At 71.5% G+C, this 21456-nt stretch carries 28 protein-coding genes; 6 read left to right on the top strand and 22 right to left on the bottom strand.

Annotation, left to right across the window (positions count from 1 at the left end; all coding sequences use genetic code 11):
* Nucleotides 1-64: 64 nt before the first annotated feature.
* From CLV63_RS18975 to CLV63_RS18900, 16 genes are all read right to left on the bottom strand, one after another.
* Complete coding sequence (locus tag CLV63_RS18975; RefSeq protein ID WP_106584480.1) at nt 65-589, bottom strand: hypothetical protein; 525 nt, start codon at nt 587-589, stop codon at nt 65-67.
* Nucleotides 590-682: 93 nt separating this feature from the next.
* Entirely contained in the window at nt 683-1294 is a 612-nt protein-coding gene (locus CLV63_RS18970) for an NUDIX domain-containing protein (RefSeq protein WP_106584479.1), read from the bottom strand.
* A gap of 96 nt (nt 1295-1390) precedes the next feature.
* Nucleotides 1391-2044 carry a hypothetical protein gene (locus CLV63_RS18965; protein WP_106584478.1) on the bottom strand — a complete coding sequence of 218 codons (654 nt, stop codon included), beginning with the start codon at nt 2042-2044 and terminating at the stop codon, nt 1391-1393.
* A 66-nt stretch (nt 2045-2110) separates the two neighbouring features.
* A complete protein-coding gene (locus CLV63_RS18960; protein ID WP_106584477.1) occupies nt 2111-2509 on the bottom strand; it encodes a hypothetical protein in 399 nt (132 codons plus the stop codon).
* A gap of 298 nt (nt 2510-2807) precedes the next feature.
* Nucleotides 2808-4997, bottom strand: a complete 2190-nt coding sequence (locus CLV63_RS18955) for a hypothetical protein (RefSeq protein ID WP_106584476.1) — start codon at nt 4995-4997, stop codon at nt 2808-2810.
* 96 nt (nt 4998-5093) lie between these two features.
* On the bottom strand, nt 5094-5957 hold the full coding sequence (locus CLV63_RS18950) for a hypothetical protein (RefSeq protein ID WP_106584475.1): 864 nt from the start codon (nt 5955-5957) through the stop codon (nt 5094-5096).
* Nucleotide 5958: 1 nt separating this feature from the next.
* Nucleotides 5959-6375: a hypothetical protein gene (locus CLV63_RS18945; protein WP_106584474.1), complete on the bottom strand. Its 417-nt coding sequence runs from the start codon at nt 6373-6375 to the stop codon at nt 5959-5961.
* 18 nt (nt 6376-6393) lie between these two features.
* A complete protein-coding gene (locus CLV63_RS18940; RefSeq protein WP_106584473.1) occupies nt 6394-6828 on the bottom strand; it encodes a hypothetical protein in 435 nt (144 codons plus the stop codon).
* 77 nt (nt 6829-6905) lie between these two features.
* Nucleotides 6906-7097 (bottom strand): hypothetical protein, encoded by a 192-nt coding sequence (locus CLV63_RS18935; RefSeq protein WP_106584472.1) that lies wholly within the window; start codon nt 7095-7097, stop codon nt 6906-6908.
* A gap of 76 nt (nt 7098-7173) precedes the next feature.
* Nucleotides 7174-7581, bottom strand: a complete 408-nt coding sequence (locus tag CLV63_RS33235; protein WP_146165608.1) for a hypothetical protein — start codon at nt 7579-7581, stop codon at nt 7174-7176.
* Nucleotides 7582-8214: 633 nt separating this feature from the next.
* On the bottom strand, nt 8215-8484 hold the full coding sequence (locus CLV63_RS18920; RefSeq protein WP_106584469.1) for a hypothetical protein: 270 nt from the start codon (nt 8482-8484) through the stop codon (nt 8215-8217).
* Between the two features lie 69 nt (nt 8485-8553).
* Entirely contained in the window at nt 8554-8718 is a 165-nt protein-coding gene (locus CLV63_RS33655; protein WP_170134271.1) for a hypothetical protein, read from the bottom strand.
* Nucleotides 8719-8731: 13 nt separating this feature from the next.
* Nucleotides 8732-9013, bottom strand: a complete 282-nt coding sequence (locus tag CLV63_RS18915) for a hypothetical protein (RefSeq protein WP_106584468.1) — start codon at nt 9011-9013, stop codon at nt 8732-8734.
* A complete protein-coding gene (locus CLV63_RS18910) occupies nt 9013-9579 on the bottom strand; it encodes a hypothetical protein (protein ID WP_106584467.1) in 567 nt (188 codons plus the stop codon). The genes CLV63_RS18915 and CLV63_RS18910 overlap by 1 nt, the downstream gene beginning before the upstream one ends.
* Entirely contained in the window at nt 9576-9722 is a 147-nt protein-coding gene (locus CLV63_RS33650) for a hypothetical protein (RefSeq protein WP_170134270.1), read from the bottom strand. The genes CLV63_RS18910 and CLV63_RS33650 overlap by 4 nt, the downstream gene beginning before the upstream one ends.
* A gap of 17 nt (nt 9723-9739) precedes the next feature.
* Entirely contained in the window at nt 9740-10021 is a 282-nt protein-coding gene (locus CLV63_RS18900) for an excisionase family DNA-binding protein (protein WP_146165607.1), read from the bottom strand.
* A 127-nt stretch (nt 10022-10148) separates the two neighbouring features.
* On the opposite strand from CLV63_RS18900, the gene CLV63_RS35265 reads away from it, so the two are divergent.
* Nucleotides 10149-10526 (top strand): GntR family transcriptional regulator, encoded by a 378-nt coding sequence (locus tag CLV63_RS35265; protein WP_106584464.1) that lies wholly within the window; start codon nt 10149-10151, stop codon nt 10524-10526.
* A 618-nt stretch (nt 10527-11144) separates the two neighbouring features.
* On the top strand, nt 11145-11855 hold the full coding sequence (locus CLV63_RS34100; protein WP_211301371.1) for a hypothetical protein: 711 nt from the start codon (nt 11145-11147) through the stop codon (nt 11853-11855).
* Here the strand turns inward: CLV63_RS34100 and CLV63_RS18885 are convergent.
* The 4 genes from CLV63_RS18885 to CLV63_RS18870 form a co-directional block, all read right to left on the bottom strand.
* Complete coding sequence (locus tag CLV63_RS18885) at nt 11841-12398, bottom strand: NUDIX hydrolase (protein WP_106584462.1); 558 nt, start codon at nt 12396-12398, stop codon at nt 11841-11843. The genes CLV63_RS34100 and CLV63_RS18885 overlap by 15 nt on opposite strands.
* Before the next feature lie 55 nt (nt 12399-12453).
* Entirely contained in the window at nt 12454-13662 is a 1209-nt protein-coding gene (locus CLV63_RS18880) for a methyltransferase domain-containing protein (protein ID WP_106584461.1), read from the bottom strand.
* Complete coding sequence (locus CLV63_RS33645; protein WP_170134269.1) at nt 13659-13796, bottom strand: hypothetical protein; 138 nt, start codon at nt 13794-13796, stop codon at nt 13659-13661. Before CLV63_RS33645 ends, CLV63_RS18880 begins: the two co-directional genes overlap by 4 nt.
* Nucleotides 13797-15012: 1216 nt before the next feature.
* Complete coding sequence (locus CLV63_RS18870) at nt 15013-15684, bottom strand: winged helix-turn-helix transcriptional regulator (protein ID WP_106584459.1); 672 nt, start codon at nt 15682-15684, stop codon at nt 15013-15015.
* A gap of 268 nt (nt 15685-15952) precedes the next feature.
* Here CLV63_RS18870 and CLV63_RS18865 point away from each other — a divergent pair, with 268 nt between their 5' ends.
* Together CLV63_RS18865 and CLV63_RS18860 are read left to right on the top strand one after the other, a co-directional pair.
* Entirely contained in the window at nt 15953-16720 is a 768-nt protein-coding gene (locus CLV63_RS18865) for an SDR family oxidoreductase (protein WP_106584458.1), read from the top strand.
* A gap of 243 nt (nt 16721-16963) precedes the next feature.
* On the top strand, nt 16964-17524 hold the full coding sequence (locus tag CLV63_RS18860) for a 2'-5' RNA ligase family protein (protein WP_211301370.1): 561 nt from the start codon (nt 16964-16966) through the stop codon (nt 17522-17524).
* A 143-nt stretch (nt 17525-17667) separates the two neighbouring features.
* Here the strand turns inward: CLV63_RS18860 and CLV63_RS18855 are convergent, their stop codons facing one another.
* Nucleotides 17668-18531, bottom strand: coding sequence for an EamA family transporter (locus CLV63_RS18855; RefSeq protein ID WP_106584456.1), 864 nt, complete (start codon nt 18529-18531; stop codon nt 17668-17670).
* Nucleotides 18515-18877, bottom strand: a complete 363-nt coding sequence (locus CLV63_RS18850) for a hypothetical protein (RefSeq protein WP_146165606.1) — start codon at nt 18875-18877, stop codon at nt 18515-18517. Before CLV63_RS18850 ends, CLV63_RS18855 begins: the two co-directional genes overlap by 17 nt.
* A gap of 72 nt (nt 18878-18949) precedes the next feature.
* Between CLV63_RS18850 and CLV63_RS18845 the strand changes: the two genes are divergently transcribed.
* Nucleotides 18950-19861 carry a LysR family transcriptional regulator gene (locus CLV63_RS18845; RefSeq protein WP_106584454.1) on the top strand — a complete coding sequence of 304 codons (912 nt, stop codon included), beginning with the start codon at nt 18950-18952 and terminating at the stop codon, nt 19859-19861.
* A gap of 153 nt (nt 19862-20014) precedes the next feature.
* Nucleotides 20015-21238: a formaldehyde dehydrogenase, glutathione-independent gene (gene fdhA, locus CLV63_RS18840; RefSeq protein WP_106584453.1), complete on the top strand. Its 1224-nt coding sequence runs from the start codon at nt 20015-20017 to the stop codon at nt 21236-21238.
* Nucleotides 21239-21456 lie beyond the last annotated feature (218 nt).

Here is a 21456-nt window from a genome sequence, read left to right as displayed (position 1 = left end):
ACGGCCCGGCACGGCGGGGCCTGCCCTTCGGGGGCGGGCCCCGCTTCGCTGTGCCGGGGCCCGCTCAGCCGGTGCGGTCGGCATAGACCGCGGGCAGGCGGGTGACCAGGCCGTCGGCGGCCTCGCCGCGCATGCCCACACGGGGGTGGGTCAGGGCCGTGTGCAGGTGCGCGAGCATCAGCGCGTCGATGCCGTAGCAGGCCATGATCTGCACGACGACCCGGACCGTGGGGTCGGTGGTGCGGGTGGCGACGTGGTCGGCGATGGCCTTGCCGCCGGTCGGCGCCAGCGCGGTAGGGGTGGTCTGTGCCCGTTCGATCAGGGCGAGCAGGGTGAAGAGCCAGGCGCCGTCGGCGTGCCAGCGCCGCGCCGCCCGGGTCTCGCGGCCGCGGCCGCACACCGCACCGGCGTGGGTACGGGCGTCTCGTTCGGTCGCGGCGAGCTGTTCGTAGGCGTCGGCGCGGGCCGCGGCGTGCCCGCGTGCGCAGCCCAATCGTTCCAGCGCGGTCAGGGCCTGTTCGGCGTCGGTGCCGACGGCCTGGAAGTACGCGGCCTCGGACACGTTGGTCAGGACGTTCGTGGTGGTCATGGTCGTTCTCCCGGGGTCGGCGGGTCGGACCGGGTGGTCCCTCCCCCGCCCGCCCGCGGCCGTGGCCGGGGCGGGCGGCAGAGGCGCCGCCGGTCAGGCGTTGAGGGTCGCGGCGGCCTGTTCGGCGGGCACCTCCACGCCGCGGTCGGCGTCCCAGTAGCACTCGGGAGGGGTGGTGTAGAGCCGCCGCGCCGCGGTCAGCTCGCCGCTGAGGGCGGAGCGAACCTTGGCCCTGTGCAGCAGTTCCAGCCAGACCGGCTCCAGCCCCGGCTCGAAGGCGTAGTCGGCGTCGGAGATGTCGCCGCGGGCCAGGGCCAGCGTGCGCCCGGCCAGGACTTCGACCTGGCCGGGGGTGTACCAGCGGGCGCCCTTGGTTTCGACGGGGTCGGGCGCCAGTTCACCGGTCACGGCCGCGGTGACCAGCGTCCACCGGTGCCCCGGGATCGCCGACGGAGGCGAGGCGCACAGGTTGGGCAGCCAGAAGCCATCGGCCACCACGGTGTGCGCAGTAACGGTCAGCCCGACTTCCTCGCTGACCTCAGCGACGACCGCGGCCGCGGCGTCGGTGTGGGCATCGGCGATGTGGCCGGCCACCGGGGCGATCCCGACCGGGTACCAGCCGCGCTCGATCATGAGCAGGCGTCCGGCGGCGTCGGTGACGATCACGCCGACGCTGGTGCCGCAACAGGGGGTCATCGACGGCATAAAGCACTCCTTGGGGTGGGTGTCGGAGGATCCGGGCTGTCCGGGTCCTGTCGCCCGCCCGGCGTGGGAGCCGGGCGGACGTGGGGAACGGGCAGATCAGGTGGGGCGGGTGGTCACGGGCTGGCCGACGAGGGCGAACACCTGACCGGAGGGCTCGATGGCCCCGGCCCTGGAGGGATAGGTCGGCACGATCGGCAGGCGCCGGCGCCCGGCTGCAAAGGGCGCCAAGTGGACCCGGTTGCCGGTGAGCAGTGCGCACCGCAGGGCATCGCAGCCGCCGAACGCGCGCAGGTCGCTCCCGTGCATCCGCGCCACCACCGCGATGCCCAGCGCCCGCCCGACCCGCACGACGGCGGCCCACCGCGGGGCGCTCTCCCGCGTGAACACCCGGTCGGCCTCATCGATGAGCACCAGCGTTCGCGCGTCCATGCGCCCGGCGGGCTGGTCGGTACGGCGCTGCTCGATACGTGCTTCCAGGTCGGCGAGCAGGTGTTCGTAGCTGGGTGCGAGCTGCACATAGTCGGCCAGCTCCAACGGCGTGTGAACCGCCCGGAGCTCGGCGACGCGGTGCTCGTGGGCGGCGCGCGCGATTCCGGCGAGCAGGGTGGTTCCTCCCGACCCGGTGCGGCCGGTGATCAGCCCACCCATGACCTGAATGCGGCTGTCGGAGAGGGTGGTCAGGTGCCAGTGGGCGGGGCGGCCGTCGGCGTAGGTGCCGATCTCGATCACGGTCGGGGTGGATGCGGGCATGGGCGAACTCCTCATGTGGTGGGCGTGCCGGCGGGTCCGGCGTGCCCGGGTGTGTGTGGGGGGTGTTCAGCGGCGGGGGCGGGTGGCGGTGCGGGCGATCCACAGCAGTCCGGACTCGCCCACCAGCCGCACACCCGCGCGGGTCTCGGCCGTGCTTGCGCGGTGGCGGTACTCCACATGGGAGGCCAGCACCAGCGCGAGCACCGCGCGCAGCCCGAGGTCGACCAGCGACGCACCCCAGATGCCGCCCCCGACGATCAGGCTGTACGGGATCGAGGCGAGCAGTAGCAGGCTCGCCACCGACAGCGCGGCGGCGGTGCCGGTGCGCACGTAGCCGAGCATCAGGTTGTAGGCGAGGTGGGCGAGCGTGGCCGGCACCGCGGCTAGAACCGCCGTGACGATGAGGACGAATCCGATCAGCAGGATCAGCCCGGACAGCAGGATCCCGAGCGTGTCGAGAAGCATGGGATGGGGATGTCCTTCCGGTAGGGCGCGGGTTGAGCCCCGCGCGGGGGCGGTGCACGGGGTGCGCAGGGCGGGTCGGACATGCGGGCGCCTCACGCCCACTGGTGACTCACCGTGGTTGAACCGCGGGCCGCGGCGGCGTTGTCTCGCTGTCTCACCGCGGCGCGGAGAGCGCGGATCCCGGGCCGATCCCGGGGTTTGTCTCACCCGAGAATCGGGACGTAGTTCTCACGATCGGACGAATGGGGGTGAGACAAACGGTGTTTGTCTCACCCCGTTGTCTCACCACGCACGGTGACTACGCGGTGCGCTGCCAGAGTCCGCGGCGGCCCGGGACCGGGGCGATCTCCTCATGGGTGCGCAGCACCTCGATCGCCCGGGAGACGGTCGCACGGGCGGTGCCGGTCGCCTGGATGGCGTGGGCCTCGATCTCCTTGCGCTGCTCGGGCCCCTCAGCGAGGTAGTCGAGGATCTCGGCGTGCACCCCCGACCACTTCGGGGCGGCGGGCGCGTTCTTGAGGATCGACAGGTCCGGGACGTGGGACAGGACGGACGGGTCGATCACCGGCGGGGCGATCGAATCGGCCGCAGGCGCGTCGGCCCCGGTGCTCGTGCGCGGGGTGCGGGCGGTCGGGCTGATCCCGGCCTCCAGGGCCTCCAGCATCGCGTCGACTTCGGCATCGGCCTGTTCGGCGATCTCGTGGCGGCGCGAGTAGGCGCTGTCGCAGCCCGCATCGAGCGCGCCGACCGCCAGCGGATCGAGCGCGGCGGCGTTGACCAGGGCGGCGTCCATCCGGGCGGCCATGTCCTCGCCGTCGGCGTGGGCGGCGCGGAACACGGCCTCGCGCCCGTCGTCGATCAGCCCGATCCCGGCGACCTTGGGCAGCTTGGCCGGGTTCAGCGGGAAGTCCATCATCCCGGCCTGGTTGCGCCCGACCTGCAAGGCCACCGTGTTGCCCGCGCACACGCTGGAGCGCACCGCGTCATCGCCGCCGAAGGACTCCAGCCCGAAGATCTGGGAGGCCATGAACACGCTCACCCCGGAGGCGCGGCCCTCGCGGGTGATGTAGCCCCACTTGGCCGCGGTGTTGCGGGTGACGATCTTGTGGGACTCGTCCAGGATCACCACCACCCCCGGCCGGGCCGGGGTGGGCGTGAACCCGCTCGTTTTGAGGCGGCGCCGGTTCTCCGCACCGCGCACCCGGATCAGGGTGAGCAGTGCATCGGCCATGTGCTGCCACTGGTCGGGCTGGTTGCCCAGCGCCCAGTCGGCGCGCTCGAAGATCAGCGGCGAAGAGCCGCCGTCCTTGGCGCCGTCGATGTAGAACACGACCGTGTGCGCCGACTGCCACGCGGCCAGGGCGAGGTTGTCGAGCATCCCGGACTTGCCGGACCCGGTGACGCCGACGATGTAGCCGCCCCACATCGAGTCCTTGGTGTAGAGGCGCAGGCGGGCCTCGCCGTCGCCGTCGGCGTAGGGGCCGATGCGCACCAGCCCGTCGGCGCCGTCGCGCTCGTAGCGCCGGCCTTCCAGCGCGACGCCGTCGGCGATCGCGGAGGCGGTGACCGCACGGAACTCGCACTTGGCCGGGTCGGGGTTGGGTTCGTCCTTGGTGGGGGCGACCGGTTCGATCATCAGGTTGGCCGCGGAGATGCCCAGCGCGGTGGCGATCTTGGGCAGCGCCGCGCGGGCGCCGTCGATGTCCTGCTTGCCGGGCACCAGCTCCAGCACGGCCTGGATCCCGAACTCCTCAGCGACCACGCTGCTCAGCTTGGAGCTGTTCAGCGGGCCGCCGCCGGAGGCGACCAGGGTGCGCCACTTGCGCGCGATCGGGTGCTCACCGGGCGGCGGCGGGCCCGCCGGCATGCTGCGTGCGGCCGGTGCGGTGCGCTCGGGCCGGTGGACCTGCCAGAACCGCGCGCTCGCGGCGAGGAAGCCCAGCAGGAACAGGATCGAGGGGCGGGCGAACTCCGCGGCGGTCTCGGGCTGGAGCAGGTGCAGCGCCACCGCCCACACGACCGCAGCCCAGGCGATCACGCGGGCGTGGCCGGGTTCATCGCGCACCCATGCCGCGGCCAGGTCGGCGCGCTTGGACGCGCGCGCCTTGGCGGTGCGCAGCAGCGCCAGCGCGGCCCACGCGGTGGCCGCCGACCCCGCCGCGACGGTGAGCGCGCTGGTCACCGACAGGGTCGTCACCACCTCTTGGACGTAGGTCGCGGCCAGCACCGCAATGCCGACCCGCCAGGGGTAGAACTGCGGGCGCATGTGCGCCCGCAGCGAGTCGGGCCCGGCCTTGAGCGCGGCGACGGCGCGGGCCAGCATCCCCTCGGAGGTGAACCGGAGCGTCGATGTCCCGGAGTCGGGGCCCGTGGCCTCATCGGCGGACTGGCGAATGGTCTCCAGTTCGCGGGTGATGTCACGCGCCGCCGCAGCCACCTGGGCCTTTTCGGCGCGCGACAGCGTGCGCGTCTTCTTCCTGCTAGCCATGGGCGGGCTCCTCTCCGGGCGGGTCGATCAGCGATCAGCGGGTGGCTCCCGGGGCGGCCCGCACACGGTGTGCGGGCCGCCCCGGGAGCAGTGGGTTTACTGGCCCTGCTGCTGGTAGTCCTTGTTCGCGGCCTGGCCCTGGCTCGCGTTGTAGGCCTCCTGAACCTTGCGGTTGACCTGCTCGGTGACCTCCGCGGCGCGCTTCATCGCCTCCGACGCATTGGTGTTGGCGTCGCGGGCGGTGCCCAGTGCGCCGGTCACCTCCGCGCCCATGTCGGCCTGGGTCATCTGGGCCTGGATGCGCTCCAGCATCGTGTTGAGCTGGACCAGGTAGCCGGAGGCGTTGTTCAGGGCGGCCACATGCGGGCTCAGACCGGCGGCGTCGTTGGCGGTGTCCATGGGGCGGTTCTCCTTCGTGTCGGTGTCGGTGCCGGCGGCGGCCGGGGCGGCCGGGCCGTTGTTCGCGGTGGGTCCGGAGGGTTCAGCGGGCGCGGGGCCGGGCTGGGGTTTGCGGGCGAACGGGATGACGTTGTCGGGCAGCTCGGGCACGGGCGGCGGCTCAGGCATCACCAGCGGCCCGGCGGGCCGACCGGTGCCCTTGTCGCCGCGCGCGGCGGCCATGCGCTGTTTGGCCTTGGTCTTGGCCGCATCGATCACGGCTTGGCGCTTGGCCTTGCGCGCCGCTTTGCGGGCCTTGCGTTCGGGCTTGGACAGGTGCCGTTCGGCCCGCCAGGCGTCGGCGTCCTCGCAGGCGTCCAGATACCAGTGCCGCGCGACCCGCCCGAGCCCGGCGCGGGTGTCGGGGTCGGGCTCGGTGCGGCGCTGCTCCCCCTTGGCCTGGAGTTTCGCCATCCGGTAGGCGTGCGACGGCGGGGTCTTACCGGTCACGGTGGCCGCGATGTCGGTAGCGCCGCGGCTGACCATGAACACCGCGACCACGGCGAAGATCAGGATCTCCACATCAGCCCCCGATCAGCGGACCGAGCAGGCCGGTGGCCGCCCCACCGATCTGGGACACCACGCTGGTGCCGGTCGCGCCGACCCCGCCCCCGGCGGCCAACAGCAGGGTCGGCAGCCCGATCGCCGCGTACTGCCCGGCGGCATCGAGCTTGCGGTCCTTCCACACATCGGCGGCGACCACGATCAGCAGGAACAGCGAGGCCCCGGCGATCAGGGTGGCGGCCGGGACCGGCTCGGGCAGCAGCCCCAGGACGAACCCGAGGATGCCGGTCAGTGCCCAGGTCAGCCAGGACCCGACCCAGGACAGGGCGAGCAGCGCCCCGCCGAACACGGCCAGGGGTGCGGCGACACACCAGTGGACCTTCTTGCGGATCGCGGCGAACAGCGCCAGGCAGAACACGGCGCCGACGAAGTACATGACATCTCCTCTCTATGGTTATGCAGGCCAGGACACATAGGCGGCGGTCGCGGCGAGCACGCACACCAGCACCGCGGTGATCCCGCGGGCCGGGGAGCGGGCGATCCAGATCAGCCACAGCCCGGCCACGATCCCCGCGACCGCGGGGTAGGCGTAGACGCGGGCCAGGGCGCGCACCGCGGTGGATTCGGGCAGGTGGGCGGCCGCGCGGGCGAACTCCCATTCCTCGCGGGCGCTGGGCTGGCGGACCGCCCACACGTCCGGCGGGCGAAACGTCTGCTTCAGCCAGGCGGCCTGGCGGGACAGGTCCGCGGCGGTGTCGAACCCCGCCCCGTCGCCGCCGGCGGGGGTTTCCTGCGGTGCGGCGTGGTGGCGCCCCGCCGGATCGGGGACCGGCCGCAACTGCGGGCCGCTGCGCTGCGATGGAACGGACTCTTCGGGCAGGGCTGCCATGCGCCCCTCCAATCGGTGCGTGTGCGGGCCGGTCGGCCCCGGCACCGCCCCGCAGGGCGGCACCGCCGTCGACCGGATTACGCGGGCAGCACCCGCAGACGCGTGCCGGCCCGGGACCAAAACCCCACCGGCACCGTGCCTTCGTCACCGGTGAGCTCGACGGTGATCCGAACGCCGCCGTTGTGCGGACGCACGCCGAGTACCCGCACCGACTTCCCTTCGACCTCGATGTACTGGCCCGCGCGCACCTGATCTGCCGTGGTCTTCATCGTTGTCACGCCCTTTCCTGCGGTGGGCCGGTCGGCCCCGGCACCGCCCCGCAGGGCGGCACCGCCGTCGACCGGATCAGGTGCGGCGCTCGACCAGGTGGAGCAGCGCGGAGGCGCCACCCAGCACCAGGACCGGCAGGATCGACACGAAGATCACGACCCCGGTCGGTGCGGCCGTGGGCGCGGCAGCTGCGGCGAGCAGGTGGTAAGTCGCCTGACCGAACGCGCCGATGCCCAGCGCGGCGAACGCGGAGCCGTAGGCGAACCACCGGGCGCCGCCGTGCACCAGGCCCGACACGGCGATGTACAGGGCGATCGCGGCGTAGGCCTCGATGCCCAGCGGCAGCGTGATCGACAGGTCCACCTCCAGCCCGGACCCGATACCGGGCAGCAGGTTGACCGGACCAAAGCCCGCCAGGCCTCCGAGTCCGACCCAGCCGCCCCAGATCGCCACGAACGCCGACGCGGCCACGAGAAGCACCATGGCGCGCAGCAGCCGGATCTGCGCCCGGGTGCCCCGGCGGTCCCCGGCCGGTGCGGGCGCCGCCTCGCGGTCCGGCTCCGGCGGACCGACAGGGGTCTTCGGGGCCCCGGTCCGGTCCGGGACCGCCGCCGGACCGGTGACCGGTCCGGAGGGGTCCGGTCGCGGTCCGGCCGTGTCCCCGGACGGCGTGTCCGGGTCGTCGGCGGCCGGGGCCGGACCGGTCCCGGACCGATCCGCCGCCGTATCCGGACCGCTCCGGTCCGGGGTGCGGTCCGGAGCGGTCCGGGTCCGGTCCGGACGCACCCGCGGACTCCGGCTCGGCGTCCTCCTCGGCACCGGGGTCGGTGGCCGGTCCGGTCCAGGGCTCGCCGCCGGACCGCTCGGAACCGGTGCCCTCGGCCGCGCCGGTCCGGTCCGCCGCGGCGGGATCCGGGCGGCCCATGAGGCGGCCCTCATGACGCGCGGAGTACATCGACAGCAGCCGGGCAGCGCGCCCCGCGCCGATCGACACACCCAACTCGCGGAACTGCTCGATGAGCCGGTTGCGGCCGGGCACCTCCCCCAGCTCTTCCACGATGTCGGGGATCAGGGACACGAGGTCCAGGTCTTCGACGGAAATCTCTTCCTGCGTCATCACGCGACCGCCTTCCGCCGGTAGAGGGTGATCTGGTGGTACGGGCCGATCAGGATGCGGTGAGTGCGCCCGTCAGCCCCGGCGATGACCAAGCGACCCTGGCCGGAGGACACGACCCGGCCGGTCACCACGTGCTCGCGGGCACCGGTCGGCTTGTGGTTCTTGTGAATGCGGCGGTGCACAACGACGTAGCGGCGGCCGGTGACAGCTTCGGCCAGCGCCGCCAGCGTCCACCTCGGGGCGGCAGGCGGCTCGGTTACGGTGGTCATGGATCACTCCTGGTCGAATCAGGTGGTGGTTCGAGTCCCGGCAGGCGGTTGCCGCCGCCCGCCGGGGCGCTAGTCGTCGGAGTCGGTGTCGGGCGCGGTGCGCGCGGGCCGGGGCCGGCCCATCTCGGGCCGGTAGGCGGCCGTCGCCCGGCTCGGATTGAGGCTGCTCAACAGCAGGGCGAGAATCGCCAGCACCAGCAGCGGGACCGCCAGGACCAGGGCGAGTAGGAGCATCGCGAACCTCCGATCAGGTCGGGCTCGACACGCGGGAGTGGGCGGTGAGGGTGTGCCGGTCGGCGGCCCGCACCCGGCGCACCCACCGCACCAGGGCGACCAGCACCGCGGCCGTGACGGCGCTCGCGGCGACGGTGGCGACCGCTCCGGCGCTGGCGCCGAAGGTTCCGAGCGCTGCGGCGGTGGCGTTGATCGTGGCACTCACACCGCCCAGCGCCCATGCGGTGGTGAGCAGGGCGGCGGTCTCGACCGGCAGCAGTGCCACGGCCAGCGACGTGTAGGTGTTGCGGTTCATCAGGCGGCCGTCCTCTCGCTGTCTGTGGTCTGAGCTAGCCATGGGGGCGGGGATCCGGCGGGCGCGACCGCCTCCCCCGTCATCGGCGCCTCCGCGGGAAGGCGGGAGTGCGCGAGCGCCGCCAGGCGGCGGGCCCGGCCCGGGTTGCGGTGGGCGAGTTCGATCAAGTCGGACAGCACATCGGCGTCGACCGGATCGGCTTCGACCGTGTCCTCCGGATCTTCGGGACGCTCGCCGACCTCGTCGGCCCGGTGGTCGTCCTCGGACACGGGCGGGAACCAACCGGCGGGGTCCTCAGAGGCGTAGACGTGCACTTCGGGGTCATAGACCGCCCGCTCGCTGGTGGGGCCGGTGCGCGGGTCGGCGCCCGGCTCCCCGGTCCCCGCGAACAGCAGCGCGGGGTCGATGCCGGCGGCATGGGCGATCGCGGCCATGGCGGCCCGGTCCTGCTCGGTGGGCTCGCCGTAGAGCACGCGCTTGAGCCACTCGTTCTGGAGTTGCTCCAACTTGCGCTGGCGCCACTGCTCAGCCAGGTCCGGGCGCATCACCGTGATCGCGGTGCTCATGCCGCCAACACCTCCGTGTCCTCGAAGGCGGGCAGCGGCACGTCGACCACGGCGGCGAACAGCTCTTCGGCGAAGTCCGGGTCAAAGTAGCTGCCGAACTCGGGGTCGGACGCGATGTCACGCGCCGCCTCGATACGGGCCAAGTCAGGGAGGGCAAACATCAGGAAGCCGCCTCCCCCGCGGCCGTCGCCGACCACTCCGCGGCGAAGTCCTCGATCGTGACGGTGCGGCCCGTCATTGCTGCGGCGACGACATCGTTGATGAACGCCCGGGGGACCATTGCCTTGCTTCCCATGCGGATCGCGGGGAAGCTACCCAGCTCGATGCGTCGGCGGATCGTCATGTGCGAGTACCCGAGGGCATCGGCCGCCTGCTGCACCGTCATGAACGGGTGATCGTTAGCTGAGCCTGCGGTTGCGGGCTTGGCGGTCGTGTGCGCCAAGGCTCCTCCTCTAGCTAGGGGTTCTGTTCTCAGTGCCTTAAGTTACTTAACTAAGTTGAGTGAGTCAAGGCACTTGCATCAGGTGTGTTGAGTGACCTGCTTGGGCGTCAGTTAGTAGCCTGGGGACGTGGCAGCTACTTCAGAGGGATCTCAGCCCCCGTACCTCCAGGTCGCCGAAGCCTTGCGCGAGCGCATCCAGCGCGAGGAGTTCCCTGTCGGCTCTCAGCTGCCATCCGGTCGACAGCTCGCCGACGAATACGACGTAGCCCCTAACACTGTTTCGAGTGCGCTCAGGCTTCTGCGAGATGAGGGTGTGGTCGTCTCTCAGCAAGGTCGCGGAAGCTACGTTCGCGAGAAACCCGCACACTCCGAGAAGACCGAAGAATTCGTAACGATCATGAGTGCACTGTCTTCACTTCAGGACGCCGTTCGGGATATGGGTTCCCGGATCGATGCCCTGGAGGAAGTGCAAAGGAATCAGCAAGACGGCGGACCCGCCTCCTAAGAACCGAGAGGTCCGACTCGACTTCCGCAAGCACTTCCCTGACAACGGCTTGCTCTTCCGGGGTCATCTTGCTCCCCTCCTCTTGGCTACAGTTCGCGCTCCCCTGTCACTACGATCATCACCAGCACGGCGGAGAACCAAAAGACGACAGCACCTGACAGCACCCGACACCGGGATGTCGGGGAGATTCCAGCCCGCCCCCGACGACGGGAGGTCATCATGGCCGCAACCCCACTCAGGGCGGCCCGTGAACTGCGTGGATGGACGCAAGATCAAGTCATCGCGAGACTCCGGCGCGCTACGAACGAGTCGCTGCCAGCGGCTACTTCGCTCACCCGTCAACTGAGTCGCTGGGAGAACGGCGCTACTGTCGGGCAGTTCTACGGACGACTCCTGTGTCAGGTATTCGAGGCTCCACCCGACGCTCTTGGCCTTTCCGCCCCACTTTCCTCAACCCAAGACGCTCGGATTCCAGAACTTCAGGATCGGATTCCCTTCAGCAATCCGGACGCGGAACTTGTTGGAATATTCGAGTCGCAGACGCAGAATTTTCGTCTACTCGATAGACGCCTCGGTGCCGCTCACCTTCTCCCCCAGACTGAACAGCATGTTGCTCAGATGGAGAACATCCTTCGCTACTCAATGCCAGGAAGCGCGAGATCTGCAATAGCGCGTGCTCTCGCAGAGGCCAGTTCGCTCACGGCCTGGCAGGCACTCGATTCGGGTCATCTGGACAAAGCCTGGAAGCACTACGAGATCGCGAAGTCGGCAGCCAGAGAGTGCGAGAGCCCTGCTGTGCTCGCACACGTGACCGCCGAACAGACCTACACCCTGCTCGACAACGGCTATGACGACGAAGCACTCCAGCTTGTCCGCCATGCCCACCAGCAGGCACCGAGAAAGCTCCCTGGTCTCCTACGTGCGTGGCTGTTCGCAGCGGAAGGCGAAGCCTTAGCGGTCGTCGGAGATGGTGACGCAGCACGCAAGGCGATGGACGCCGCTGCCCGTTATCTGCCCGACGACCCCGAGGACCCGGAACTGCCGTTCCTCATGCTCAACGAGACTCACCTTGCTCGATGGCGCGGGAACTGCCTGGCCCGTCTAGGTGCGGACGAAGCACTTGATGATCTGACCTCTGCACTCAGCGGGATCGAGGACGGATCCTTAGGTCGTGCTGAGGCTGGCCTCCAAGTCGACCTGGCCATGACGTTCCAGGCTCGCGGTGAGGTCGATGAAGCACAGAAGCACGCACAACGCGCTGCCGAACTCGCCGGACGTACCGGGTCTGCTCGGCAGCGCGCGCGGATCGCGAAGCTACTTGCCCCCTGACTTCGTCCCCAGAATGTGAAGCAGGGCCATGAGGGTTCCAGAAGACTGCAACTGGCCCGACGAGATAAGGTCAGGGACCTTCGCAAGGGGCACCCATTCGTACCGGCCCTCGTCCAGTTCGGTCGGTTCGGCAACCAGCTCCGGATTCCTACCAACGTAGACGTGGTGCTTACTGCGCACCGTGCCGATCATCGGCTCGTAGGCGGCGACGAACTCGACACGATGCACTCGGTAGCCGGTCTCTTCTTCGGTCTCCCGGACGGCCGTCTGCTCCGGAGACTCGGAGGCATCGAGCAAGCCGCCCGGCAGCTCCCAGCCCCAGACATCGGAGACGAACCGGTGTCGGAAGGTCATGAGGACGTTCTCTTCCGACGCATCGAGCACAGCGAGAACCGCGGCCGCCGGCAGCGTCACGGTGTGGTGCTCGAACCGGGCGCCTGAGGGCGTGGTGATATCGGCCAATCCCACGGTGACCCACTTGTTGTCGTAGATGATCCGCTCACCGTGCACGACCCAGCGGCCGTCGTCATCAGAAGTCGCCATACTTCGACGCTATCGCCTAGGACTGCTTGACCATATTGGCGAGCGTTCCGCAGTACTACCAGCTAAAATCCCCGCACACGAGCTTGGGAGACATCCACAAGTCCCCAGTTACAGGTTCATCGACCCACAATGCCCGCCGCCCGATGGAATTGATCCTCAACCCGAGTCGGTCCCTGCCCGGGCGGCCGGCGGCCTCCCACACGCCGCGCGCTTCGGCGATCTCCGCCCACAGGTCCCGCGGACCGCACCGACGTGTCTCGTAGGGGCCGCCGGCCGGGGTGTACTCACCCAGTGCCCAGGAACCGGCCCGGTCGTAGACGTAGACCGTGGCCTCCCCCGCGGCCGTCGGGTCGTCGGGGTCGGCGTCGAAGGAGGCGTAGGCCAGGTCGGGCACCAGGTGGCCCAGGACCACGCCCCACCCGGGGTGGCGGTCGGAGACGACCCGCGGGTTGACGCCGGTCTCGCCGTCGACGGCCGCCGGGTCGTCCTCGGTGACGAAGGTGTGCCAGGGGGCGACAGGGCGGCGCTGGTCGCGCAGCCACATGAACGCCGCGTCCCCGAGCAGCCGCCCGCACGCGGAGCCGTCCGCGCCGACGGTGAGGCGCACCAGGCAGGCGGAGGTGAATCCGGGCCCCCACGGGGTGACCACCGTGCCGCCGGGCCGCACCTGCCTCAGCCAGGCCGGGGGGACGGTGCGCCGGGCCGCGACCGTGGACAGCACCCGGTCGAAGGTCCCTTCGTCGGCAGGGGTGGCGCCGTCGCCGGTGATCAGCGTCGGCTTGTAGTCCAGGGCGTGCAGGTTCTGCCGCGCCTGCTCGGCCACAGCGGCGTCGACCTCGATGGAGACCACGTTGGCGTCGCCGAACCGCTCGCACAGCAGGGCGGTGTTGTAGCCGGTGCCCGTGCCGATCTCCAGGACCCGGTCACCATCGGCGGCATCGAGTGCTTCCAGCATGGCCACGACCAGGCTCGGCTGGCTGATGCTGCTGGTGGGCACGAGCCCGAGCCCGCCGGGGCCGGCCGGGGTCCCGTCGTCGACCTGGGTCACCAGGGCGACGTCCTGGTGGATCCACCGCTGGTACTCGGGGGTGTCGCGGGTGTAGGGCTGTTCGTGGCCGGGCTGGTCCTTGGAGGGTGCCCAGACGGTGTCGGGCACGAACGCCTCGCGCGGGACGGCGAGCAGGGCGCGGTGCCAGGCGGGGTCCTGGACGGCGCCGCGCGCGGTGAGCTCGCGGGCGATGCGCGCCCCGGGGTGCTTGCTCATTCGGGCCTCTGGCCGTCGCCGCCCTGGTCGGGCATGGGTTCGCCGGAGCCGTGTCCGGAGCCGGGCTGTTGTCCGTCGCGGTCGCTGCCGGGGTTGGTGTCGGTGGGCTTGTCCTGATCGCCGTGGCGCCCCATGGGGACCTCCTTGCCGGGGTATCCCACGACGGTAACCCGGCCTGCGCTGCATGTCAGGGTCCGTAGCGACATCGGTCGGGCCGTTGACAGTGCGGCGGGTGTTGGCGGTTTGTCAGCGAGCTGTCACCGCCGTGTTCGTGCGGAGCGTCCCGGGCAGCGTTTCATCCGCCGGGGTCTCTGAACTGCGATAGCGCGCGATCCACTGAGCGGGAGTCCTGACCGCTGGAAACGCTTTGAAACGCTCGGGGAAATCGCCAGCGGTACATTCGTTTGCGCACGTCATCGGGTGTTCTGAGAGAGGGCTGAACGCTATGGACACTGATACCTCTTTATCCTCTAAAAGGGTCTCCCCCTATGGCTAGCAAGGCCGTGCGCGACGAATCGCTGAGCGACACGGCAGGGGGTCCGATGGGGGGTCCGTTCGGGGGTCCGTTGGGGGGTCCGTTGGGGGGTCCGCCTAGAACGGACCCCCCAACGGCCGCTTACACCGCAGGCCACCCCCGGTGACAACGGGTGCGCGCCACCCCCGACTCGCCACGAAAGTGGCAGGTGAAACCGAATGACCGCGCGGCGAACCATGGGAGCAGGATGGGAGCAGACTCCAGCGGCCATCTGCGGTCAGACACGGCACGACTCCCCCACTGGCCCGCGTTGACCTGGTACGGAACCATGTACCGGCAGTGTTGCTCTGCTTCGAACCTTGTTGTGGTCCAAGAAGTCGCGGGTTCAAGTCCCGTCACTCACCCCATACGAGAGGCCCCGGTCATCGCACGCGATGACCGGGGCTTTTCGCTTGCTGAACTCACCCGCTCCCATCCCGATGTCGGGTTCCGGGAGCACCGCGGGAGCACCGCGGTAGCGCACGCGCTTCACGACTCTGCGAGCGCGTCCACGACGGGCACGGCCGAACGCCCCTGCGGATCAAGGCGAAGCGAGCTCTATCGCCCCGGGTGTAACAGGCGGCGACAGATCACCTGATCTCCTGCCAAGGGTGGCCACTCCCAGGGCGCCGCCCAGTTCTCCTGCGGTCTCCGACGTCGCCGCGGCCGATCCTGCCCTCTCCGCGGGAGCGCGAGGTCCGCACTCAGTTCCGGCAGAGCCAGGTACAGCACGGTCATATCGATGGACGACAGCGGCGTCGGCAGAGCCAGCACGCTCAGGCCGATCCACTCACGCAGGGTCGCCCGATTGCTGTTGCCAATGGCGGATTGCGTGGTCACCGCGATACCGCCTCGGCGGCCCCTGTCAGCGGGACATGGAAGGTACGGACGAAGCGCTCGAACACCTCAGGCGATCCTTCGATGCGGACCGCGCCGCTGGACAGCGCGGCAGCCGGACTTAGCTCACCGGCGAGTACGGCACGCAACTGCGGGCCGCTGTGGATCGTGAGATCGGCAGGACGGTCCGGCGCCCCGGGGCCGACCGTGATCGCATCCGGCGTGGCGTCGGCCCACGCCGTGGCGGCACCTGTGTGGACCACGTAGCTCGTGGTGGTGTCGGTGGCACCCTGCTGGAAGCCGGCGCGGAGGGCGGCTGCCAGGGACGCATCGGTGACCACGTCCTCGGGCTGTGGGGTGGTCATCGTCCCAGCACCCCACCTGCCAAGCGCATCAAGAATCGGCTGTAACGCGCGACCGTGCGGCGTGAGCGTGTAGAGCACCCCGCCGCCAGGCAGCTCATCGGCCACCCGGGTCACCACCCCGGCCACCTGGAGATCGCGCAATCGGGTCGTCAGCACGCTGGTCGGAATCCCCGGGAGCCCCTCGTGCAGGTCCTTGAACCTGCACGGCGCCACGCTCAGATCGCGCACGATCAGCAGTGACCATCGCTCACCAAGCACGCTGCTCGCCTTGGCAAGCCCACAGAACTGACCGTAATCTTTAACCATTGATTCATATTACGAAGTGAACTTCGTAAAAACAAGTAACGCGAGATGGAGTCGCACTTCGGCGACGCTTCGACTCCGAGAACAGCTCGGGGAGAAGGAGACTCCTCCCGGCACGTGATCGGGGTCGGCTCTGCACGGGCCCGGTGACGGGCCCCCGCGCCGCCGCCGGGCGGTCGGTCCCGGCTCGGCAGCGGCGCCTCCCCTGTCACGGGCGGCCCGGCTGCCGCGTCGTTAGGGCGACGGACCCTCGCGGACAGGAGCACAGGACATGATCGAACACACCGGGCACCGGAAGGTGGCCGTGGTCACCGGGGCGAACAAGGGGATCGGCCGGGCGATCGCCGAGCGGCTCGCCGCGCAGGGCACAACAGTCGTCGTCGGCGCCAGGGACCTGCGGCGCGGCGAGGACACTGCGGCGGCGGTGCGCGCGGCGGGCGGCGACGCGCACGCGGTCACCCTCGACGTCACCGACCCGGCCACCGCCGAGGACGCCGCAAAGTGGGTCGAGGAGCGCTTCGGCCACCTCGACGTGCTGGTCAACAACGCCGGGATCACCGGCTCCGGGCAGGTCTCGCCGAACGACGCCCACGATCAGGTCCCGAGCTCCGTCGACCTGGACATGGTCCGGGCGGTGTTCGAGACCAACGTCTTCGGGGTCATCGCGGTGACCAACGCAATGCTGCCGCTGCTGCGGCGGTCCCCGGCGCCGCGCATCGTCAACGTCAGCAGCGGCGCCGCGTCGCTGGCCATCGCCGCCGACCCGGACGGCCCGCTCGCCGGCCTGCTCGCGTCGGCCGCGTACACGCCGTCCAAGACCGCGCTGAACGCGCTGACCGTGCAGTACGCCCATGAGCTGCGGAGGGACGGCATCCTCGTCAACGCCGCCGACCCCGGCTTCGTCGACACCGAGATCAACAACCACAGCGGATACCTCACCCCCGCGCAGGGCGCCGCGGTCATGGTCCGCCTGGCCACGCTCGACGCGGGCGGCCCGACCGGCGGGTTCTTCAACGCGGACGGCCCGGTGCCCTGGTAGGAGACCCGGCGCACCGCACGGGCGCGGTCGATCGGCGGTCCGCCCACGGAGCCGTCCGCCCCGACACACTGGCCCCGGCCGTCGCAGGCGATGGCCGGGGCCGTTGCGCGCAGAGAGCCCGGGCGGCGGCGCACGCAGCGCAGGGCGGCACCGCCGAGGCGAGCGCGCGGAGCGGCCCGAGGAGGAGAAGCCCGAGGAGAGCGCCCGCGGTTCGAGCGGGGAGCCGTGTGCGACCATGCCCCCGTGACGGAGAGGAACATGGGCGTACTTGCCGAGGCGACCGAAACGGCGCTCATCGTGCCGGTGCCCGCTGCGGAAGCGGTGGTGGGGCCCTACCGGGCCATCCTGGACGACTCGGCGCCGCTGGGGGTCCCGGCGCACGTCACGGTCCTCTCCCCGTTCCTCCCTCCGGAGAGGGTCACCGAACAGGTGCTCGGCGACCTGCGCGCGTGCCTGACCGCGGTCCCCTCCTTCGGATGTGTGTTCGCGCGCGTCGCGTGGTTCGGGACGCAGGTCGTGTGGCTGGCCCCCGAGCCGGACGCGCCCTTCCGCGCGCTCACCGGTTCCGTGTGGCACCGGTTCCCCGAGTGCCCGCCCTACGGGGGCGCGTATCCGGACGCGATACCGCACCTGACGGTCGGGACCGCCCACCGGGCGGAGCCCGCCGCCATGCGGCGGGCAGCGGTCGAGGTGCGGGCGAGGCTGCCGATCCGCGCGCTTGTCGACCGGGTGCGGTTGATCGCCGGAACCGGCGCGCCGGGCTCGTGGGGCACGGTGGCGGAGTTCGCGCTGCCGTCCGCGTAGCGGTCCCGCCGGTCGTCCGGTGGCGAGGACGCCGAGCGTCCGCCGCCGTCCGCCGATCCCGCCGATGGCCCATTGACGAGGATCGGTGCGTCGGCCGCCGTCCGCCGATCGACCCCTGGCGAGTGCCGGGGCGTCCGCCGCGCTCATGGTGCCGGGAACGGGGCCTTGGGGCGGCCCGATCCGACCGCCCCGATGGACGCGGCGGCGATGCAGGCGATCGCCAGCCACTGCGGCGCCGTGAGGAGTTCGCCGAGCAGCACCGCGCCCGCTGCCGCCCCCACCACCGGCTCCAGGCTGACCAGGACCGCGACCGTGCGCGGTGGGAGACGGCGCAGCGCGGCGAAGTCCAGCCGGTACGGCAGCACTGCCGAGACCAGAGCGAGGAGCAGCCCGAGGAGGAGCAGCCGGGGTTCGAGCGGCGGGCCGCCCGCGAGGAGCGCCGCCGGTGTCCACAGCGCCGCCGCCCACAGGACCGCCCACACGAGCAGGGTCCCGTCGCCGTCCGCCGCGCCCGCTCTCCTGCTCAGTGCGAGGTAGGCGGCCATGGACGCGCCGGACAGCAGGGCGAGCAGGACGCCCGCGGCGGGGAGCGGGCCGCTGCCTGGGGCGTAGAGCAGGGCCACCCCCGCCCCGGCGAGGACCGCCCAGAGCACGTCGCCGGGCCGCCGGGCGCCGAGCAGCGCCATGGCGAAGGGGCCCGCGGCGAACTGGAGTGTCGCGGCGATCCCGAGCGGCAGGTACACCAGCGCGAGGTAGATGGTGTTCATTCCGGCGATCGCGGTGCCCCAGGCGAGTACGAGGAGCAGTGTGCGGCGGTCGGCCGGCGGCTTCGGGCGCCGCAGGAGCAGCAGCAGGACGGCGGCGAAGCCGAGCCGCAGGACGACCACGCCGCTCGCGCCCGCCGCGGCGATGAGGGACTTGCCGAACGCCTGCCCGACCTGCACGCTCGTGACGCTGCCGAGCGCGCAGAGGACGCCGGCGCCGCGCCCGTCAGCGTCGGTCGGCACCGGGGCGTCCCTGTTCCGGCTCGGTGCCGCGCGCGGGCACCGCTCTCAGGCGGGCCGGTGCCGTTGCGTGCGGCGGCTGCGGGCGGGCCGGGTCGAGCGCGGACGGCGGACCGGCCGTGTCGGGCGAGGCGGGCCCCGGCGGGTCGGCCGGTGCGGGCGCGCTCAGCAGGAGCCGCGGTCGGGCGGGGACGGGCGGCCGCAGCCACACCGCCAGCACGCCGCACACGCAGCGGGTGTACACCGTCTCGCCGTCCGCCCCGTTGTGGCGGGACACGACCTCGCCCACGTCGTCCAGTGGCCGTCCGCAGTGGCGGCAGTCCGTTCCGGCCGGGTTCGCAGCAGTCATATGCGCAGTTTCGTCCTGCAAATCGTTCGGGTCTATCAAATGTTTCCGAACCGGATCGTGTTGAATTGCCGCATGATCGATCCTCGCTTGCAGACGCTGCGCATCCTCAGGGAGGAGGGCACGGTCACGGCCGCTGCCGCGCGGCTGCACCTGACCGCATCGACGGTCTCGCAGCAGTTGCGGCTGCTCGCCCGCGATGTGGGTGTGGAACTGCTCGAGGCCGACGGCAGGCGGGTGCGGCTCACGGCCGCGGCGCACACGCTGCTCGATCACGCCGACACCCTGTACGCCGAGTGGGAGCGGACCCGCGCCGACCTCGCCGCCCACGGCAGTGGGGACGCCGGACACCTCCGGTTCTGCGGGGTCTCCACCGCGATCGCCGCGATCATCGCGCCGGCCGCCGCCGCGCTGCTGCGGACCGCGCCGAAGGTCACCGTGCACGTCAGCGAGGAGGAGAGCGACGACTGCTGCCCGCTGCTCCTCGCCGACTCCACCGACATCGCCGTGCTGATCCCCACCGAGGCCAGCCCGCCGCCGGACGACGCGCGCTTCGACCAGCAGCCGATCCTGGACGAGCCGCAGGACCTGCTCGTCCCCGCCGGCCACCCGCTGGCCGGGCGCGGCGAGGCGCACCTGAGCGAGGCCGCGCGCGAGCGCTGGGTCGGTTCGCCCGAGCGGGCCGACCAGTACCGGCTGCTGCTCAGCGCGTGCGCGGCGGCGGGCTTCACCCCGCGCGCCGGACCGCACGCCAAGGAGTGGTTCGCGATCTCCGCGCTGGTCGCCCACGGGTTCGGGGTCTGCCTGATCCCCCGCCTCGCGCCGATCCCGCCGGAGCTCGCGGTGACCCGTGTGCGCCTGACCGGGCGGCCCGTCCCTTCGCGCCGGCTGATCGCCTGCGTGCGTCGGGGCAGTGAGCGGCAGCCGCTGATCGCCATGGGGCTCGAAGCGCTGCGCGCCCAGGGCCGGATCCGAACGGCCGAGTGAGCCCCCTGGGGGCGGTGGCCTGGGCGGATCGGGGATGGGGGCCGGGCGCGGCGGAATCGCCTCGGCCTCGCGCGTTTCGGGGACATCGGGCGGCGTGCGGGCGGGTACCACAGTGGTCAGTTCCTGTGGCTCAGCTCACATTCAGGAGGAATCATGTCCAGTAACCGTGGCGTCGCATACGCGGGTCCAGGGCGGGTCGAGGTCATCGACATCGACTATCCGGAACTGGTCCTGAAGGACGGGCCCGGTGTGAACCCCGCGAACGTCGGCCGGCAGGTGCCGCACGGCGTCGTACTGAAGGTCGTGGCGACCAACATCTGCGGCAGCGACCAGCACATGGTGCGCGGCCGCACCACCGCGCCGACGGGCCTGGTGCTCGGGCACGAGATCACCGGCGAGGTCGTCGAGAAGGGGCGCGACGTCGAGTTCCTCGAGGTCGGCGACCTGGTGTCGGTCCCGTTCAACATCGCCTGCGGGCGGTGCCACAACTGCAAGTCCGGCAAGACCGGGATCTGCCTCAACGTCAACCCCGACAGACCCGGGTCGGCGTACGGCTACGTCGACATGGGCGGCTGGGTCGGCGGGCAGGCGCAATACGCTCTGGTCCCCTACGCGGACTGGAACGCGCTGCGCTTCCCCGACAGGGACCAGGCCATGGCCAAGATCCTCGACCTGACCATGCTGTCCGACATCTTCCCCACCGGGTTCCACGGCTGCGTCAGCGCGGGCGTGGGCGTCGGCTCGACCGTCTACATCGCCGGGGCGGGGCCGGTCGGGCTCGCCGCCGCGGCGTCGGCGCACCTGCTCGGCGCGGCCGTGGTGATCGTGGGCGACCTCAACAAGGAGCGGCTGGACCAGGCGCACAGCTTCGGCTGCGAGCCCGTCAACGTCGCCGACGGCGACCCGCGCGACCAGATCGAGCAGATCCTCGGCGTGCCCGAGGTCGATGCCGGGGTCGACGCCGTGGGCTTCGAGGCGCGCGGGCACGGCGGCGGGTCGGCGGCGAGGGAGGCGCCGGCGACCGTCCTCAACTCGATGATGGACGTCACCGCTGCGGGCGGCGCCATCGGCATCCCCGGCCTGTACGTGACGGGCGACCCCGGGGCGGTGGACGACGCGGCGAAGGAGGGCGCGCTGTCGATCCGGATCGGGTTGGGCTGGGCGAAGTCGCACGCGTTCACCACCGGCCAGTGCCCCGTCATGCGCTACCACCGCCCGCTGATGAAGGCGATCCTGCACGACCGCGTGCAGATCGCCAAGGCCGTCAACGCGACCCCCATCACCTTGGAGAACGCCGCCCAGGGCTACGCCGCGTTCGACAAGGGCGCCGCGCACAAGTACGTCCTCGACCCGCACGGGCTCATCGGCTCCGCGTAGGGGCTCGGACCGGCGGTGCCGGGCGCGTCCCGGCGCCGCCGCCGGGGCCGTGCGCCCGGCCGCGCGATCTGGCCCGCGCCCCGGGCCACGACCTGGGCCGCGGTCCGGGCGGGTGCGGAATCATGGTGGAATTCTGGTGGCTCGGGGCGTATGCGGTGGTCCGCCCGCTCCGGGCCGCCCGCACCGCTACGACAGAAGTCACGTCCCCATGGCCGACC

The sequence above is a fragment of the Murinocardiopsis flavida genome, from assembly GCF_003014485.1.
GTDB lineage: Bacteria > Actinomycetota > Actinomycetes > Streptosporangiales > Streptosporangiaceae > Murinocardiopsis > Murinocardiopsis flavida.
This window is presented reverse-complemented; position numbering and strand designations above follow the sequence as displayed.